Origin of the sequence: Pyxidicoccus caerfyrddinensis, assembly GCF_010894405.1 — a bacterium.
GTDB classification, from domain to species: Bacteria; Myxococcota; Myxococcia; order Myxococcales; family Myxococcaceae; genus Myxococcus; species Myxococcus caerfyrddinensis.
Genome location: NZ_JAAIYA010000001.1, coordinates 263,245 through 279,904, shown reverse-complemented (window position 1 = coordinate 279,904; position 16,660 = coordinate 263,245). Strand labels below are relative to the sequence as shown.

Below are 16,660 nucleotides of genomic sequence, written 5' to 3'. Positions count from 1 at the left end.
TTGCTCGTGGACGATGGAGCAGCCCGACAAGGACGCGGGCCGCGTCCGCCCACGGCGCCGGGCGGAGGCATCACCGGAGACGGGGCCTGCTCAGGGCTGGGCCGCCGCGGTGGGGCCTGGAGCCGGCGCGAGCGCATCCACGAGCCCCTGGGCCACGGCGGCGGAGAACGCCTCCAGGGTGCGCTCCTCGCGCCAGCGCGCGGCCTCCTCGAAGTCGAGCGCGTGGTGCGTCTCGATGATGACGGAGGGGATGGTCGGCCTGCGCAGCACGAAGATGCGCCGATGCGTGGGCTCGTTCGGGCGCGCGACGAAGACGCCGGGCTGTGCGGCATCGGGGGCGTAGAGTCCCGTGTAGTCCACGCCGTCGTAGGAGCGGAAGCCGGCGCGTCCCAGGCTCCGGGCCAGCGCGCGGGCCAGCAGGGCCCGCCGGGCTTGCAGGGGCGTGTTGGCCTCCTCGGACCACAGCACGCTGAACCCCGGGGACGCGTCCTGCCGGTAGCATTGCTGTCCCGGCGCGGGCTCCCAGGGCAGGGCCATGCCCCGCGCATCCGAGTGCAGGCTCAGCAGCGCGTGCGCATTCCAGCTCCGCGCGGCGTTGAGACGGGACGGGTAGGGGACGCGCTCGCCCGGCTTGCGGCTCAGGCGCACCCGGAAGTGGCCGGTGGCCTCCAGCCGCCCCGCCAGGTCCTCCGCCACGCGCAGGGTGAAGGCCTCCTCGTCCTCGCACGTCACGGAGCGGTTGCCCGTGTTCCCCACCGCGCCGTGCCCCGCGTCCAGGTAGATGCGCCGCTTTCCGAAGCCCTCGGGGAAGCGCACTGCAGCCACGGTGAGCGGCGCGCCCGGAGCGGGCCACGCGGGGGATGACGCCGTAGTGCTCGCCCCGTCCGCCGAGGGGACGGAGGACGGTGCCACCGCCTCCGACGCGAGCACGGGCGCGGAGAGCAGGGCGGCGCACAGTCCGAGCAGGGAGGTGGCTTTCAGCATGGCGGGTGTGACGCCCGGGGACGGAGCGCCGTTCCCCAGTGTCCCCTGGCGCGGGACTCGACGGAAGGGCAGCCCCGGCCTGCGCCTGCCCGGCCGGAGGCCACGAGAACGGCGCCCGCCCGCAAAGACAACGGGCAGGTCCCCGTGAGGGAACCTGCCCGTGTCACTTCCTACCGGCCGTGAGGCCGTGCGCTAGGCGCGAACCTCGGGCTCCGCCGTCTTCTGAGCCAGCGGGGCCTCCTTGCCCGGCTCGCCGCCGCCGCTGGGGGCGAGGCCGACCGGCATGGTCTCCAGGGCGGCCTTGAGCACCTCGTCCATGTGCGTGACGAAGATGAACTCCAGCTCGTTGCGCGCCTGGTCCGGCACGTCGATGAGGTCCTTGCGGCACCGCTCGGGCAGGATGACCCGCTTGATGCCCGCCCGGTGCGCCGCCAGCACCTTCTCCTTGATGCCACCCACCGGCAGAACCAGGCCACGCAGCGTGGCCTCGCCCGTCATCGCCGTGTCGTGCCGCACCCGGATGCCCGTCAGCAGGCTGGTGAGCGCGGTGAGGATGGTGACGCCCGCCGAAGGACCGTCCTTCGGAATGGAGCCCGCCGGGAAGTGCAGGTGCAGGTCCGTCTTCTCGAGGAAGTTCGGGCTGATGCCGAGCTGCTCCGCCTTGCTGCGCAGGTAGCTCAGCGCCGCCGTGGCGCTCTCCTTCATCACGTCGCCGAGCTGGCCGGTGAGCGTCATGCCGCCCTTGCCCGCCATCTTCGTCGCCTCGATGAAGAGCAGGTCGCCACCCGCAGCCGTCCAGGCCAGGCCCGTGGCCACACCCGGCACCTCGGTCCGCTCGGCGACTTCCGAGTAGAACATCTCGGGCCCGAGGATCTCCTTCACGCGGTCGGAGTTGATGGTCTGCTTGTCCATCTTCCCGCCGGCCACCTCCACCGCCACCGCGCGGCAGATGTCCGCGATGCGGCGCTCGAGGTTACGCACGCCGGCCTCTCGCGTGTACGAGGTAGTCAGCGTCAGCAGCGCCTCATCGGTGATCTCGATGTGGTCCGTGCTCAGCCCGTGCTCCCTGAGCTGCTTGGGCACCAAGTGGATGCGGGCGATGTTCTGCTTCTCCTCGAAGGTGTAGCCCGTCAGCTCGATGATCTCCATGCGGTCGCGGAGCGGCCCGGGGATGGGGTCGAGCTGATTCGCCGTGGCGACGAACATGACCTTGGACAGGTCGAAGGCCACGTCGAGGTAGTGGTCGCTGAACGAGTTGTTCTGCTCCGGGTCCAGCACCTCGAGGAGCGCCGCGCTCGGGTCGCCGCGGAAGTCCGCGCCGAGCTTGTCGATCTCGTCGAGCATCATCACCGGGTTCTTGGTGCCGGCCTTCTTCATGCTCTGGATGAAGCGGCCGGGCAGCGCGCCGACGTAGGTACGCCGGTGGCCGCGGATCTCCGCCTCGTCACGCACGCCGCCCAGGGACAGGCGCACGAACTTGCGGCCCGTGGCCTTCGCCACGCTCTGGCCCAGCGACGTCTTGCCGACGCCCGGGGGACCCACGAGGCAGAGGATGGGACCACGCATGTCGTTCTTCAGCTTGCGGACGGCCAGGTACTCCAGGATGCGCTTCTTCACCTTCTTGATGCCGAAGTGGTCCTTGTCGAGCTGCTGGCGCGCGTTCTCGATGTCGAGGTTGTCCTCGGAGATCTTCGACCACGGCAGGTCGGCAATCCAGTCGAGGTAGGTGCGCGAGACGGTGTACTCGCTGGAGGCCGCCGGAATGGTCTTCAGGCGGTTGAGCTCCTTCTGGGCCACCTTCTCCACGTCGGGCGGCAGGCCGGCCTTCTTCAGGCGCTCCTGCAGCTCGTCGAGCTCCTCCTCCTCCTCGCCCATCTCCCCGAGCTCTTCCTTGATCGCCTTGAGCTGCTGGCGCAGGTAGTACTCGCGCTGGGTCTTCGACATCTCGCCCTTCACGGCGGAGTCGATCTTGTTGGAGAGCTTGAGGATCTCACGCTTGCGGTTGAGCAGCTCGAGGACGAGCTTCATCCGCGCCTTGAGGTCCACCGTCTCGAGGACGGCCTGCTTCTCCTCGATGGGCACGTCCACGTTGGCGGCGATGAGGTCCGCCAGGTGGCCGGGGTGGGTGATGCTCTCCACCAGCTCGGTGGCGGCGGCCGGCAGCTCGGGCATCAGCTCGATGACCTCGCGCGCCAGCTTCTTGAGGTTGATGCCCAGGGCCTCGACTTCGACGTTCTCCGACGAGGTCTTGTCCTCGACGGCGTCGACGCGGGCCTTCAGGTAGGGCGCCTCCTGGACCAGCTCCACCACGCGGAAGCGGGCAAGGCCCTGGACGACGAGCGAGTAGTTGTCCTCGCCCATCTTCAGGAGCTTCACGATGCGGGCGACGGTGCCCATGGTGTAGAGGTCGGACGCGCCCGGGTCCTCCTCCTCGGCGCGGCGCTGCGTGACGACGCCGATGACTTGGTCGTCGCGCACCGCGTCCTTGATGAGGGCAATGGTCTTCTGGCGGCCGACGGCCAGCGGAAGGACACCGCCCGGGAAGAAGACGCTGTTGCGCAGCGGCAGGATGGGCAGCACCTGCGGAATGTCTTCCTTGTTGATGAGCCCCGGCGGTGCCATCGCGGTGGGCATGGCGCTCGCGGAGGAGCCCTTCTTCTTCTCGTCGGACATGAAGTTCGGCCTCTTCTCTCGTTCTTGCTCAAGCCCGGTCGGCAAGCGACCGAACCGGTGAACATCTGTCAGTTGTCTGCGGCAGATGAACCAACGTAACAACCAAAACGCCCCTGGCAAACGCGATGTGCGTTTTTCCACTCCCTCGTCGGATGCCCGACGATCCTCTGAAGTCTCGCGTCCTTGGACGGGGTGGGGCATGCTTGCCCCCCCAGCTTGATGCGGCGCGCCGCCAGGGTGCGCCGTCCCCCCGGAGACCCCCATGAAGCTCCGCACCCGTGCAACCCTGCTGCTGATGGCCGCCCTGTGGGGGGTGGCGTGCAAGTCGCCCGTCGATGACCCGGGCTCCACCCTGCCAGGGAAATGCGAGGCCGAGTCCCCGGTCGTCTCCCCGCAGAAGACGGACATCCTCTTCGTCATCGACAACTCGTCCTCCATGGCGGAGGAGCAGGAGGGCATCGCCCGGGAGCTGCCCGCCTTCGTGGAGGCCCTCAAGGAGGGCGGCGGCATCGCCCAGGACTTCCGTGTGGGCGTCATCACCACGTCCGTCTATCGGCGCGTGCTGTTCCAGGGGGAGGACCAGGTCCGGTACTACGAGGACCAGTCCGGCCGCCTGCAGCCCGTGCCGGACGCCTCGGGGCAGGCGACGGACGAGCGCTTCATCGAGGGCTCGGACCCGTTCCTGGTGGAGAAGTTCCGCCGGCTGGTGGAGCAGGGCACGGACGGCAGCGGGCAGGAGTCCCCCTTCGAGGCGGTGAACCTGGCGGTGTCGGAGCCGCTGGCGACGAAGGCCCTCTCCGAGGGCGGCAACGCGGGCTTCCTGCGCGATGGCGCGCGGCTGCTCGTCGTGGTGGTGTCAGACGAAGAGGACTGCAGCTCCACCGCGCGCCCGCCGCCCGTGGTGCTCACCGGGGACACCTCGGTGGACCACTGCACGGAGCAGGGGGACAAGCTGACGTCGGTGGACGAGTACTTCTCCCTCTTCCAGCGCCTGCATGATTCGACGGGTGCCTCCCGCGAGGTGCTGTGGGCCACCATTGGCCCGGTGGCGCTGTCCGACAAGCGGGCCGGCCTGGTTCAGGACGTCACGAGCAACGGCACGTTCGTGCGCAACGTCGACTGCCCGACGTCGAACGGCCCGGGCTTCCGGCAGCGGGCCCTGGCGGAGAAGTTCGACCAGGACCTGCGCAACCTCGACTCCATCTGCAAGGAGGGCTACCGGGACACGCTGCTGAGCATCGCGGAGCTGGCCACGGTGGCGCAGAGCATCGACGTGGTGAACCTGCCGGACGCTCGGCTGGCGAAGGTGGAGCTCACGCGCGCGGACGGCACGGTGGAGACCTGCTCGGTGGCGGCGGGCGACCTGCGCTACGAGCCCTCGGGTGAGGAGCGCTCCGCGCGCCTGTACTTCCTGGGCACGTGCCTGCGCCGCGCGGACGACACGAAGGTGGAAGTGAAGGTGATCTGCGCGGGCTAGCGGCCTGGCGCTCGCGCAGACCCTGGAGATCTCTCACGTCGTCCCCGCGGATCCGAGCTGTCAGGTCTGATCCGCCGCCCCATCGCCCTGCGTCCTGTGCGGCGCATGTCAGACCCACGAGCATACTGAACGAGCGTCCAGACGATCGTTCGGGCTCAGGGTTTCTGGCGAGGAGGCGAGATGCGCGCGGCGGTGGAGCAGCGTGGGGAGGCGGGGGCGACGGGCTCGTCGGGCTCGGTGGTCGAGCAGCTGCGGGAGAAGATCCGCCAGCTCCAGGCGGCGCCCCGGCGCTACCTGGCGGTGCTGCGCACCGGGATGGAAGCGGTGGACGCGCTGCTGCCCGCGGGCGGCTTTCCGCTGGGGCAGGCGGTGGAGCTGTGCGGCGAGGCGGCCTCGGGGCGCACCAGCCTGGCGCTGCGCGCGGTGGCGGCGGCGCACCACGAGGAGCGGCTGTGCGCGTGGGTGGATGGCCCGCGTGAGCTGTATCCGCCCGCGGCGGCGGCGCTGGGCGTGGACCTGGAGCGGCTGCTCATCGTCCGGCCCCAGGCGCCCGAGCAGCGGGTATGGGCGGCGGTGCAGCTCGCCCGCAGCGGGGCCTTTGCCTGCGTGGTGTTGGACCTGACGCGAGGGGTGGGCTCGGCGGGGAGGACGCCACGGGTCTCTTTGGCGGAGGCGCGCAAGCTGGCGGACGCGGCGGAGCGCGGGGGCGGGCTGCTGCTGCTGCTCACCTCGCCGGAGGCGCCGGCGGACGGGATGACGCGGCTTCGCACGGAGGCGCGCGACGGGAAGGGCTGGTCGGTGGAGGTCGTGCGCAGCCGGCAGGGGGGCACGGGGACGCGGGCGGAGCTGCCGTGGAGCGTGCTGTACCCGGAGCTGGGGCTGGAGGACGGCGGCCGGGTGCTGGACGTGGCGGAGGCCGGGGCGGACGCCACGCCGGACTTCCTGCGCGACCAGGCCGGGGCGCTGCGCAACGGCTGCGGAATCCTCGGCCAGCGGCCCGGCCGTGACGCGCCCATGCCGTCCCTGCGCGAGGGCCTGGACGCGGCCGGCGTGGCGGGCTGAGCGGGGCCATGCGCAGGGCCTATCTGCACTTCACGCGCTTCCCGGTGCAGCGAAAGGTGCTGGAGCTGCCGGAGCTGGCGGGCCGGCCCTTCGCGCTGGTGGAGGAGGTGCGCGGCCAGCGGCGCGTGGCCTTCGCGTCCACCACGGCGCTGAAGGCCGGGGTGCGCCCGGGGATGACGCTGACGGCGGCGACGGCGCTGGAGCCGGTGCTGCGGCACTTCCCCTACCGCCCGGAGGACGAGGCGCGAGCGCTGACGGTGCTGGGCGAGGCGCTGATGGCGCTGGCGCCGGGCTTCCAATTGTCCCCGCCGGAGGGCTTGTGGCTGGACGCGGGGGCGGCGCACCTGGTGGGGGGCGAGGAGCCCCTGGCGGTGCTGGCGCTGGAGCGGTGCGCGGAGCTGGGCTACCGGGGGCACGCGGTGGTGGCCTCGGAGGCCTTCACGTCGCGGGCGCTGGCGCGCCACGGGGCGCGGCGGGTGGAGGTGGTGCCGGAGGGGGGAGGGGCCCGGGCGCTGGCCCCGCTGCCGCTGGCGGCGCTGGAGGGAGGGGAGGGCGCGGCCTTCTCCTCGCTGGGCCTGACGACGCTGGGAGAGGTGGCGGTGCTGCCCGCGGGAGCGGTGGCGGCGCGCGGCGGGGTGGCCGGGGCGCGGGTGCATGCGCGCTGCAGGGGGGAGGACGACACGCCCTTCGTCGCGGCGGTGCTGGACGAGGTGCTGGAGGAGCGGGTGGTGCTGGACTTCCCCGCGGAGTCCTTCGAGCCGCTGCGCTTCGCGCTGAAGACGCTGACGGACCGGCTGGGGGCGCGGCTGTCCGGGCGGCGGCGGGCGGCGGTGCGGCTCACCTTCTCCATGAAGCTGGACCCGCGGGGGCAGGCGCGGGTGCCGCTGACGCTGGCGCGGCCCACTGCGCAGGCGAAGCTGCTGCTGGACCTGGCGCGGCACCGGCTGGAGGAGTTGAAGCTGGAGAACCCGGTGGCGGAGGTGTCCGCGCGGGTGGACGAGCACTCCGAGGACCGGGGGCAGCAGCTCGCGCTGGGGGACGCTCCGGAAGGGGACGCGGCGCTGGAGGTGGTGCTGTCGCGGCTGGTGACGACGCTGGGCGAGCACTCACTCTTCGCGGCGGGGCTGGAGGCGGTGCACCGGCCGGAGGCGGCGCATGGAGCGCGGGGCTTCCACCCGCCGGAGCGCAGGCGGGGGCTGGCGGCGGAAGGGTTGGAGGCGGGGGCGCGCGCGGATGTGGCGGCGGGTGTGGGGCGGGAGCGGCCGTCACGGCTGTTGGCGGCGCCGGCGTGCCTGGATGCAGAGGTGGCGGAGTCGGGGCGGCTGCTGGCGGCGCGGCTGGGCGGGAAGCGGCACCGGGTGACGGCGCTGGCGGGCCCGGAGCGGCTGGGCGGAGAGTGGTGGGCCGACGTGCCCTACCAGCGGGACTACTACCGGGTGCACTTCGAGGGGCTGGGCCCGGCGTGGGTGTTCCGGGATGGACGGGACGGCCGGTTCTATCTGCAGGGGTTGTTCGACTGACCTACTTCCGCGCTCCCACGCGTCCAGACGCGGTGGCCCGCAGGATGCGGCGGAAGGTGGGGCATTCCATGTGGCTCGGCGCGGTACAGGCAGCGGCGTGCCGCAGGCCGTCGCGCATGGCGCTCAGCTCGCGGATCGTCCTGTCCAGCTCCTCCGCCTTGGCCGCGAGCACCTGTCGGTCGATGCGCGGCCGCCCGTCCGGCGCGAACATGCGCGCGATTTCGTCGAGCGAGAAGCCGGCGGCGCGCCCCATCGCGATCAGCGCCAGCCGTTCGAGCACGCCCGCATTGAACAGCCGGCGCAGGCCCCGCCTGCCGATGGAGGCGATCAGCCCCTTCTCCTCATAGAACCGCAGCGTCGAGGCTGGCAGGCCGGACTGCTTCGCCACCTCGCTGATGTCCAGGTCTCCCACGCGCTTGACCTCAAGTTGACTTGAAGTGGCACAGTGCAAGCTCCACTTCTTGAAGGCAAGCAGAAGGAGACGCGCATGGATGTCACGCCCCCGCCCGATGACGAGCAGACGAAACTTTGGAACGGCCTCGCCGGACGCGCCTGGGTCGACGCGCAGGAGTTGCTCGACTCGATGTTCAAACCCTTCGAAGACCTGCTCATCGAAGCGGTCTCCGCCGAATCCGGAGGGCGGGTGCTCGACGTCGGCTGCGGCACGGGCAGCACCACGCTCGCCGCCGCGCGGCGGCTCGGAGCGAAGGGCCGCTGCATCGGCATCGACATTTCGGAGCCGATGATCGCCGCCGCTCGGGCCCGCGCCGAACGGGAAGGTACGCCGGCAGGCTTCATCCGCGCCAACGCGCAGAGCCACGCATTCGAGCCTGCAAGCTTCGACATGATCATCTCGCGCTTCGGCGTGATGTTCTTCGACGACCCTGTCCGGGCTTTTGCGAACCTGCGGCGTGCCGCAAGGCCCGACGCCGAGCTCCGGTTCATCGCCTGGCGGAGTCCCGCGGAAACTCCGTTCATGACGACAGCCGAGCGTGCCGCGGCGCCGCTCCTGCCAAACCTCCCTGCCCGCCGACCGGAGGCGCCGGGGCAGTTCGCCTTCGCGGACCGGCGCCGGGTCTCCTCAATCCTGGAGGAGAGCGGCTGGGCCGGCATCGACATCCGGCCGATCGATGTCGCCTGCACCCTGCCCGAGAAGGAGCTGGTCCGTTATCTGACCCGGCTCGGTCCCGTCGGACTGATGCTTCAACAGGTGGACGACCGGACTCGCACGCAGGTCATCGAAACGGTCCGTGCCGCCTTCGAGCCTTATGTGCACGGAGCTGAAGTCCGCTTTACCGCCGCCTGCTGGAAGGTCAGCGCTGTGGCGCCGGCTGCGTCAGCCGCGCCTCGGGAGGTAGCGAGTACCTGAGGCACATGAAGAAGAGCGGGCTGAATCTCAGTCGTTGTCGGCACGCCACCCCTCGAAGGCGTCCCATCCTTCTGACGGCGGAGGGAAACCGAGCGCGCCCAGGCATTCGCGGGCCTGGACGTTCCATCCGGGTTCCATGAGGCTTCCGGGGAGAGCGCCTGACAGGGATTCGACGAGCGTCTGCACTTGGGGAGCTGCTGACCGGAAGCGCTCCGCGTCAGGGCTCCCCCACGTTCCCGCGCAGAAAGCCGAGAGCGCCGCCAAGCGGGCTCGGAGCGCTGTACGCAGTTCCTCAGGCGGGGCTTGCTTGCACCATCGTGCGTAGAGACGGGGTGCCGCCAGCACGGTCAGGAGGTTGAGCGCCTCAACCACCAAGGCAGCTTCCTGCTCCCACGAAACCTCAGCCACAAAAGGGCCCCAGGCGGGCGTTGAAGGGCAGCGTGCTGAACAGCAGGGCCTTTCTCTCCTGCCGTTGCACACTGCCTCCTTTGCTCAAGCAAGCTTCAGGAGACTACATGATAGTCGGTGAGCCACCTCCCATCCTCCGGGTCCCGAACCATGCGCGTTTCCCTCCACGTCACCGCTGCCCTGACTCTCCTGCTCGCCGCCTGTGCCGCGCCCCAGGTCCGGCCGCCCGGGGCCATCCGCAAGGTGGTGGTGGTGGTGGGCTCGCGCATGGATTCGCTGCCGGCGTCCACGTACCGCGAGGACATGATGGGCGAGGGCAACCCGCGCACCGTGCTCGTCAGCCAGACGGAAGCGGTGCTGCGCGAGCGCGGCTTCGAGGTGATGGGCACGCGCATCTCCCCAGCCCCCGCGCCCTCCACGGAAGAAGTGGTCGCGCTCATCAGCGACAACCAGGCCGAGGCGGCCGTGGTGGTGGTGCTCGCCTGGGTGGACGCGTCCGCCATCAACGCGATGGGCCAGGCCCAGGTGGTGCTGGACACGGGCGTCGTGTCGCCCTCCGGCGAGCTGAGCTGGCGCAACGAGACACACACCGTGGTCAATATCGGCATGTTCCAGGCGCAGACGGACTGGCGCTCCTACCTGCGCAAGGCCGTCATGGAGGCCGTGCGCGCCGTGCCCTGAAGCCGGTCAGCGCTGGGACGGGCGGGGACTGGCCAGGCGCAGGTGCTCATAAACCGTCTCCGCGCGCAGGTAGAGGAACTGGGCATCGCCGAAGGCCAGCGTGTCCCCGTCATGGAGCGGCACCTGCGCGCGGTAGGCCAGCGGCGCGCCGTTGATCCACGTGCCGTTCATGGACTCCGCGTCGCGCACGGTGAAGCCGCCGCGCTCGGCGTTCCACCGCAGGGTGGCGTGGTGCTGGGAGACGGACGGGTCCGGCACCGCCAGGTCACACGTGTCGGTGCGACCCACGGTGAACTCCTCGCCGTCCACCGTGGGCTGGAGGAAGTGGACCTCCAGGTTGTCGAAGTCGCGGAGCATGGCGAGCAGCCGCTCCTCCATGCGCGCGCGGTGGGCCATGGCGACGGTGCGGTGGCTGGCGCTTCCCAGGGCCGCGGCCTGCAGGAGCGCCGCGGGCGGCTGGATGAGGGCCACCGGGCCGGACGCGGCCATGAATGCGTCCAGCGGGGCCCCGGCGAAGGGGCGGAGCTGTTTCACGGACACCATGCGACCCCCACCCTACGTGCAAGCGGTGGAGACGGGAAGCGCTCCGTGGGAGCGTGGGGGGCGCATGCGGGTCCTCGTCACCGGAGCGGCGGGTTTCATCGGCCACCACGTCAGCGCACGGCTGCTCGCGCGGGGGGACGCCGTCATCGGCGTGGACAACCTGGACCCGTCCGGTGACGTGCCCCTCAAGCAGGCACGGCTGGCACGGCTCCAGGGCCTGCCGGGTGCCGAGCACTTCGCCTTCCACCCAGTCGATGTGACGGACGGGCCCTCGCTGCGGGCCCTGTTCGAGCGCGAACATCCGGACCGCGTGATCCACCTGGCGGCGCGCGTGGGGGTGCGGGCAGCGGGCTCGGCCGCTCGCAGCTACCTGGACACGAATGTCACCGGGTTCCTCCACGTCCTGGAGCAGGCCCGGGACGTGGGGCACCTGGTGTACGCATCCTCCAGCTCCGTGTACGGCGCGGGCACTCCGGTGCCCTTCCGGGAGGACGCGGCGGCGGACCGGCCGCTCAGCGTCTACGCGGCCACCAAGCGCACGGATGAGCTGCTGGCCCACACGGCCAGCCACCTGCACGGGCTGCCCACCACGGGCCTGCGCTTCTTCACCGTGTACGGGCCGTGGGGCCGGCCGGACATGGCGCCCATGCTCTTCCTCAAGGCCCTGCGCGAGGGCCGCACCATCGACCTGTATGGCGAGGGCCGGATGCGGCGCGACTTCACGCACGTGGACGACGTGGCGGAGGCCGTGGTGCGCGTGTTGGACCGGCCGCCCTCGGGAGCTCCGCCGTACCGGCTCCTCAACGTGGGCCGGGGCGAGCCGGTGGCACTGCGGGACTTCCTGGCCCTGCTGGAGCGGCACCTGGGCACGGAAGCGAGGCTGAACCCACTGCCGGCCCAGCCGGGAGAGCTGGACGCCACGTGGGCGGACCCCTCGGCGCTGGAGCGCGAGACGGGCTTTCGCGCCCGGGTGTCCGTGGAGGAGGGCGTGGCGCGGCTGGTGGAGTGGTACCTCCAACACTCCGGCACCTGAGCCGTCCTCCGGCCCGCGCCCGCTCCGTTTATAGTGGCGCCGCCGGGACGCGCGTCCCGGACACCCGGGCCGGCGGGTGTCGTGCTCCTCGCAGTCGTCCCTGAATCGCCCCAGCTGGAGTGACGTCATGGCCCGGTTCCGCCCCGCGTGTTCGCGGCTCTCCTTCCTCACGCTCGCCGCCCTCGTCTCCGTGCTCGGGGGCTGCTCGGACTCGGACGATGACTGTGCCCGGGACGCGCAGGCCGGCTTCGAGGCAAGGGCACCCTTCGACGCCCGCGCCCGCGTGCGCCGGGTGGACTGTGCCTTCCGCGGCAACGTGGTGGGGCTGGGCGTGGAGGCGGACGGCTCCACCTGGCTTCGCCGCATCGAGTACCAGGACCACGGCGTCGACAGCTTCTACTATCCACCCGTCAAGCTGCTGACGCACGTGGGGCCTGGGGGAGAGCTCCTCGGGGAGCTGACGATGCCGGAGTTCATCCAGGACTTCGTCGTGCACCCCAGCGGAGAGCTCACGGTGTTCGGCTGGGAGAAGACGCAGTCCCAGCTGGAGATCCAATTGCGCCGCCTCCGCCCGGACGGCACGGTCATCTCCGAGGGAGTGCTCCGCAACGATGTACCGCCAGAGGAGCGCCTCACCTTCAACGGCCTGCCGGACGGCCGGGTGGTGAAGCTCCAGGAGACGGACGAGGAGCGCGGCCTGGGCGTCCTCGTCATCCGGCCCTCCGGCGAGGACGTGTACGTGCTCGCGGGCATGGACGGCCTGCGCCTGCTCCGGCTCGACAACCGCCTGCAGACGAAGTGGACGAGTGTGGTGGCGCCGAGCGTCATCCTGAAGGCGACGACCCGGGAACAGATGTCCGCCATGGGAGCGCCCTTCACGGGCTTCGGGCTCACCGTGGACGAGGCGGACCGGGCCCATGTCGCCACCCCCTTCCTGGGCGTCCACCGGCGCGCGTACGTGGAGGCGCTCCGGAAGCTCCCGGAGGGGCCGGAGGGCCGGGGCATCCTCGTGTCGAGCTTCGAGCCCACGGGCGCGTGGCTGGGCGCGAGGACGGTGCCGACGGAGACCGCGGATGAGCTCGCCAGCCTCGTGGTGGGCGGCGGGGCCTATGCCATTGGCGGCCGCACGAGCAGGCCCGTGCAGCAGGAGGACAAGAGCCGCGAAACGAATCTCTTCTTCGCGTCCGGCCGGTTCGACCGCCCGGTGGAGGAGGCCGTCACCCGCGACTTCTCCCTGGACCAGGACGAGACCTCCGCCGCGCTGGTGCCGTGCGGGGAGGCGCACTACTGCCTCGCGGGCCACACAGGCTACCTGGACCTGGACAGCGGGCGCACGCAGGACAATGGCAAGGGCTTCATCCTGAAGCTGGACGCCCAGGGAACGCAGCAGGACCTCCTCCTGCTCGAAGGCCCGCGCGACACGCAGGTCCTCATTGCGGCCGGCGGGCCCAAGGGCTCCGTGGTGTTCGCCTTCTCCACCAACGAGGCCTCCAACCTCTCCCGCGTGGCCGACCACCTCAAGAACAACGAGGTGTGGCTGGGCGTGTTCGGAGGCCCCTGACGCGGACGCGGCGGCTCGCGATGTCGCGAGCCGCCGCGCGTGCAGGGATGCCCTCACGAGGAAGGACACCTCCGGTCCTCACTCACAGCAGGGGCATGCTCGCGGACACGGGCGTCACCACCTGCTTCGCGTAGTCCGCGGGCGTGAGCACCTCCACCGTGCCGGAGTACGAGTACGTCCGGCCGAGGAAGTCCGCGTGGGAGAACTGCAGGGTGTACGTCCCCGCGCCCAGCCACGTGGAGAGACTGCTGGAGGAGCTGTACGAGATGCCCGACAGCGTCCACGAGAAGGACGACGCGACGACGGAGAGGTTGGCGCCGCGCGCGCCCCAGGCGGAGGACAGGTTGAGGGGCTCGGTGGTGCGGATGACCCTCCGGCCCACCAGCTCCGCGACGCGCACGGGCTCCGGGTAGAGGATGTGCAGCGCGAGCTCGTCCCACGTGGACAGGCCGGCGTGGCCGTAGTTGCCGTGGATGCCGCAGGCCAGGAACTGGTAGTGCATCACCGAGTACCTGTCGTACGGCGTGAGGTGACCGCTGCTCGCGCTGCCGCCGTAGCCGTTGGCGTTGCACGTCGCGAAGTCCACGTCGTCCCGGACGTGCTCGTGGGAAAGGCCCATCGCGTGGCCGAACTCGTGCAGCGAGTGGTCCTTCCAGGGCACGCCGAAGGCGTCGGCGTCGTCACCGAGCTTCAGGTTGTAGCGGCAGCCGCGGTTCGTGACGAGGTCGCTCGGGGCATTGGACCAGCTGCCACCGCCGTCGTTGTCGCCGTTGTAGACGCCGCCCTCGAGGAACATCGGGCAGCCGTTGCCGGGGACCATGCCGGTGAAGGGCACGCTGGTGCCGGACAGGACGACGCGGATGTCGCCGCCGAACCAGTCGTTGCCGTTGGGCTGGACGATGGAGGCCGGGCAGGTGCCCAGGTAGTTGAAGCGGATGTTGGCGGCGCGCTCGAAGTCGTGGATGTAGTCGAGCACCTGCTGCACGCGCGTGGGGCGCGAGGTGAGCGCATCGCCTACGAAGCAGACGCTGGGCGTGGTGCTGCGGACACCGTGGTTCCAGTAGAGAGAAGCCTGGGCGGGGAGCGCTCCCAGCAGACATGCCAGGACGGACAGCCCCCACCAGACGCGTCGGGTTTCCATGGGTGACCTCTGGAATCCGGTACGGTTCACCACATCGCAATCCAGTTGATCAACCGGCAGTCATTGGACTGACAGCCGATGCTGGTGCCGGCGGTGGTGGACGGGTTGTAGTCGATGGACAGCGTGCGGCCTCCGGCGAGCGCGGTGCTGAGCAGGCTGAGAGTCCGGTTCGCATGCGCGGTGTCGGACGTGGAGAGCGCGAAGTACCAGATGCCTCCGGCGACGGACGCGGCGCACTTGACGTGGATGCGGTTGGACAACACCGCCACGTTGGACGGCGTGCAGGACGCGCTGTCGGCGAGCGCGGGGACGCTGGCGAGGGTCAGGCCGAGGACGAGAGCGGGCACGAGGCGGGACGTCTTCATCATCATTCTCCAGGGTTGCGGGACGCGGAATGCGTCGGGTGTGCAGGGAGAACGAGGGGTCGATTGAATCTTCCCGGCCGTTTCGAATTTCAGCCCGCGCTCACCTCCACCCGCCCATGCTCCACGCGCCAGGACTCCGTGGTGCACGCGCGCGCGAACGCGGCGTCATGGGTGACGAGCAGCAGCGCCCCCGGGTACTCGCGCAGGGCCGCCTCCAGACGTTCGATGGACGGCAGGTCCAGGTGGTTGGTGGGCTCGTCCAGCACCAGGGCCCACGCGTGCTGTCCCAGGCCGCGCGCGATGAGCAGCTTGCGCGCCTCGCCGGGGGACGGCTGCTCCGAGGCAAGTAGCCGCTCCGGGTCCACACCCAGCGCGGCCACCAGGGACAACACGCGGCCCCGCTCTTCTGGCGGCAGCTCGCGCACCGCGTCCAGCGTGGCCCGGCCCTCCGCGGCGCCGACGTCCTGGGGCAGGTACAGCACGCGCTCCAGGGGCACGCGGGCGTGCTCCAGCAGCGCGCGCACCAGGGTGCTCTTCCCGGCGCCGTTGGGGCCCTCGACGCGCACGCGCGCCTCGCGGCCCACGGACAGCTTCACCGGCCCGAGCAACTCCACGTCCCCCGCGCGCACCGCCGGCACGTCGAGCGTGAAGAGCCACGGGTTGGGCGAGCGCACGTAGCCCACGAAGACGGAGCGTCCCAGCGTCTTGTCCGCGGTGAACTCGCCCACCGCGTCACTGACGCGCTCCAACTCGCGGCGCGCCACGCCCACGCGCTTGCCAGCGCCGTCCTCGGCCCAGCCGGCCACCACCTTGGCGCCCATGGAGCGCGCGTCGTTGTCGTTCTTGTCCTTCATCCGCTTGCGGGTCTGGCGGTTGGCGGTGACGGCCTGCTGCTCGCGCCGGGCCTGGTCCAGCAGGTGCGCCGCGCGGCGCTGCTCGGCGCGGGCCCCCTGGTACGCGGCCACCTCTGCCTCGCGCTCGGCCTCCCAGTGCACCTGGGCGGCGGAGTACGCGCCGGGCCACAACCGCGCGCCGCCGGCATGCACGCGCAGGGTGGACGTGGTGAGGGCCTCCAGCAGCGAGCGGTCATGCGACACGACGACGCCGATGCCCCGGAAGCGCCGCAGCGCGGAGATGAGCCACGTGCGGGCCTCCACGTCGAGGTGGTTGGTGGGCTCGTCCAAGAGCAGCACATGGGGCTCGGCGGCGAGGGCCGCGCCCACCTGCCACCGCTTGCGCTCGCCCGGGGACAGCGTGGGCCAGCGCTCCAGCGCGGTGACGTCCAGCCCCAATTGCCCGTGCAGCCGCCGCGCGAGCGAGTCCCACGACTCGGCGAACGCTGTGATGTCGGGCGTCAGCGTCTCCACCTCCTGGTGGCAGAGGATGACGGTGGGCGAGGGCGGCTCGAGCTGGAGGTGCCCCTCGGTGGGCGTGAGCTCACCGGAGAGCAGGCGGAGGAGGGTGGACTTGCCAGCGCCGTTGGCGCCGACGAGCCCCGTCCAGCCGGCGGGCAGGTGGAAGTCGACTTCGGAGAGGACGGGGACGGCGTCGGAAAAGGCGAACGACACGCGGTGCGCGCGAATGGATGACATATGAAGCGAGCTCCTGAATCCAGGGCGCGAGCCCGCCGGAAGGCGGCTCAGCGCGGGAGAGGCAAACGGGCCTGGGGATTCAGCGGCTCAGCTTCAAGGGACGTCGGACCTCGCGTGGGGAGGGGTTGTCAGGCCCTCCGGGTGGAACGAGCAGCGCGGCAATCTATGGCAAGGGGCGCGCCGGAATGCAACCCCGGCACGCCCGCTGGCCCGGCTGGACGAGGCGCGCGCAGGCGCCCTGACCGGGGGAA

Annotated in this window: 14 protein-coding genes; 7 read left to right on the top strand and 7 right to left on the bottom strand. The window is 71.1% G+C overall.

Going from position 1 to position 16,660, the window contains the following annotated elements; translation table 11 throughout:
• Positions 1–90: 90 nt before the first annotated feature.
• Both G4D86_RS01055 and lon read right to left on the bottom strand, forming a co-directional pair.
• Positions 91–984: an N-acetylmuramoyl-L-alanine amidase family protein gene (locus G4D86_RS01055; protein WP_163988416.1), complete on the bottom strand. Its 894-nt coding sequence runs from the start codon at positions 982–984 to the stop codon at positions 91–93.
• A 192-nt stretch (positions 985–1,176) separates the two neighbouring features.
• A complete protein-coding gene (gene lon, locus G4D86_RS01050; protein ID WP_163988414.1) occupies positions 1,177–3,657 on the bottom strand; it encodes an endopeptidase La in 2,481 nt (826 codons plus the stop codon).
• Between the two features lie 262 nt (positions 3,658–3,919).
• On the opposite strand from lon, the gene G4D86_RS01045 reads away from it, so the two are divergent.
• From G4D86_RS01045 to G4D86_RS01035, 3 genes are all read left to right on the top strand, one after another.
• A complete protein-coding gene (locus tag G4D86_RS01045; protein ID WP_163988411.1) occupies positions 3,920–5,134 on the top strand; it encodes a vWA domain-containing protein in 1,215 nt (404 codons plus the stop codon).
• Positions 5,135–5,314: 180 nt separating this feature from the next.
• The gene (locus G4D86_RS01040) at positions 5,315–6,196 is read left to right on the top strand and encodes an ImuA family protein (protein WP_163988409.1); all 882 of its coding nucleotides are present in this window, start codon (positions 5,315–5,317) and stop codon (positions 6,194–6,196) included.
• Between the two features lie 8 nt (positions 6,197–6,204).
• Positions 6,205–7,716 carry a Y-family DNA polymerase gene (locus G4D86_RS01035; protein WP_163988407.1) on the top strand — a complete coding sequence of 504 codons (1,512 nt, stop codon included), beginning with the start codon at positions 6,205–6,207 and terminating at the stop codon, positions 7,714–7,716.
• Position 7,717: 1 nt separating this feature from the next.
• Here the strand turns inward: G4D86_RS01035 and G4D86_RS01030 are convergent, their stop codons facing one another.
• The gene (locus tag G4D86_RS01030) at positions 7,718–8,128 is read right to left on the bottom strand and encodes a helix-turn-helix domain-containing protein (RefSeq protein WP_163988405.1); all 411 of its coding nucleotides are present in this window, start codon (positions 8,126–8,128) and stop codon (positions 7,718–7,720) included.
• Between the two features lie 75 nt (positions 8,129–8,203).
• Between G4D86_RS01030 and G4D86_RS01025 the strand changes: the two genes are divergently transcribed.
• Together G4D86_RS01025 and G4D86_RS01020 are read left to right on the top strand one after the other, a co-directional pair.
• On the top strand, positions 8,204–9,085 hold the full coding sequence (locus tag G4D86_RS01025) for a class I SAM-dependent methyltransferase (RefSeq protein WP_163988403.1): 882 nt from the start codon (positions 8,204–8,206) through the stop codon (positions 9,083–9,085).
• A 558-nt stretch (positions 9,086–9,643) separates the two neighbouring features.
• Positions 9,644–10,174: a hypothetical protein gene (locus G4D86_RS01020; RefSeq protein ID WP_163988401.1), complete on the top strand. Its 531-nt coding sequence runs from the start codon at positions 9,644–9,646 to the stop codon at positions 10,172–10,174.
• 6 nt (positions 10,175–10,180) lie between these two features.
• Here G4D86_RS01020 and G4D86_RS01015 read toward each other — a convergent pair whose 3' ends face one another.
• A complete protein-coding gene (locus G4D86_RS01015) occupies positions 10,181–10,717 on the bottom strand; it encodes an FHA domain-containing protein (RefSeq protein ID WP_163988399.1) in 537 nt (178 codons plus the stop codon).
• A gap of 64 nt (positions 10,718–10,781) precedes the next feature.
• On the opposite strand from G4D86_RS01015, the gene G4D86_RS01010 reads away from it, so the two are divergent.
• Positions 10,782–11,750: an NAD-dependent epimerase/dehydratase family protein gene (locus tag G4D86_RS01010; RefSeq protein ID WP_163988397.1), complete on the top strand. Its 969-nt coding sequence runs from the start codon at positions 10,782–10,784 to the stop codon at positions 11,748–11,750.
• 127 nt (positions 11,751–11,877) lie between these two features.
• On the top strand, positions 11,878–13,311 hold the full coding sequence (locus G4D86_RS01005; protein ID WP_163988395.1) for a hypothetical protein: 1,434 nt from the start codon (positions 11,878–11,880) through the stop codon (positions 13,309–13,311).
• Positions 13,312–13,393: 82 nt separating this feature from the next.
• Here G4D86_RS01005 and G4D86_RS01000 read toward each other — a convergent pair whose 3' ends face one another.
• The 3 genes from G4D86_RS01000 to G4D86_RS00990 all read right to left on the bottom strand — a co-directional run bounded on the left by G4D86_RS01000 (position 13,394) and on the right by G4D86_RS00990 (position 16,409).
• On the bottom strand, positions 13,394–14,452 hold the full coding sequence (locus tag G4D86_RS01000) for a M12A family metallopeptidase (protein WP_163988393.1): 1,059 nt from the start codon (positions 14,450–14,452) through the stop codon (positions 13,394–13,396).
• Positions 14,453–14,478: 26 nt separating this feature from the next.
• Entirely contained in the window at positions 14,479–14,817 is a 339-nt protein-coding gene (locus G4D86_RS00995) for a hypothetical protein (protein WP_163988391.1), read from the bottom strand.
• 89 nt (positions 14,818–14,906) lie between these two features.
• Entirely contained in the window at positions 14,907–16,409 is a 1,503-nt protein-coding gene (locus tag G4D86_RS00990) for an ATP-binding cassette domain-containing protein (protein ID WP_163988388.1), read from the bottom strand.
• Positions 16,410–16,660: the final 251 nt, after the last annotated feature.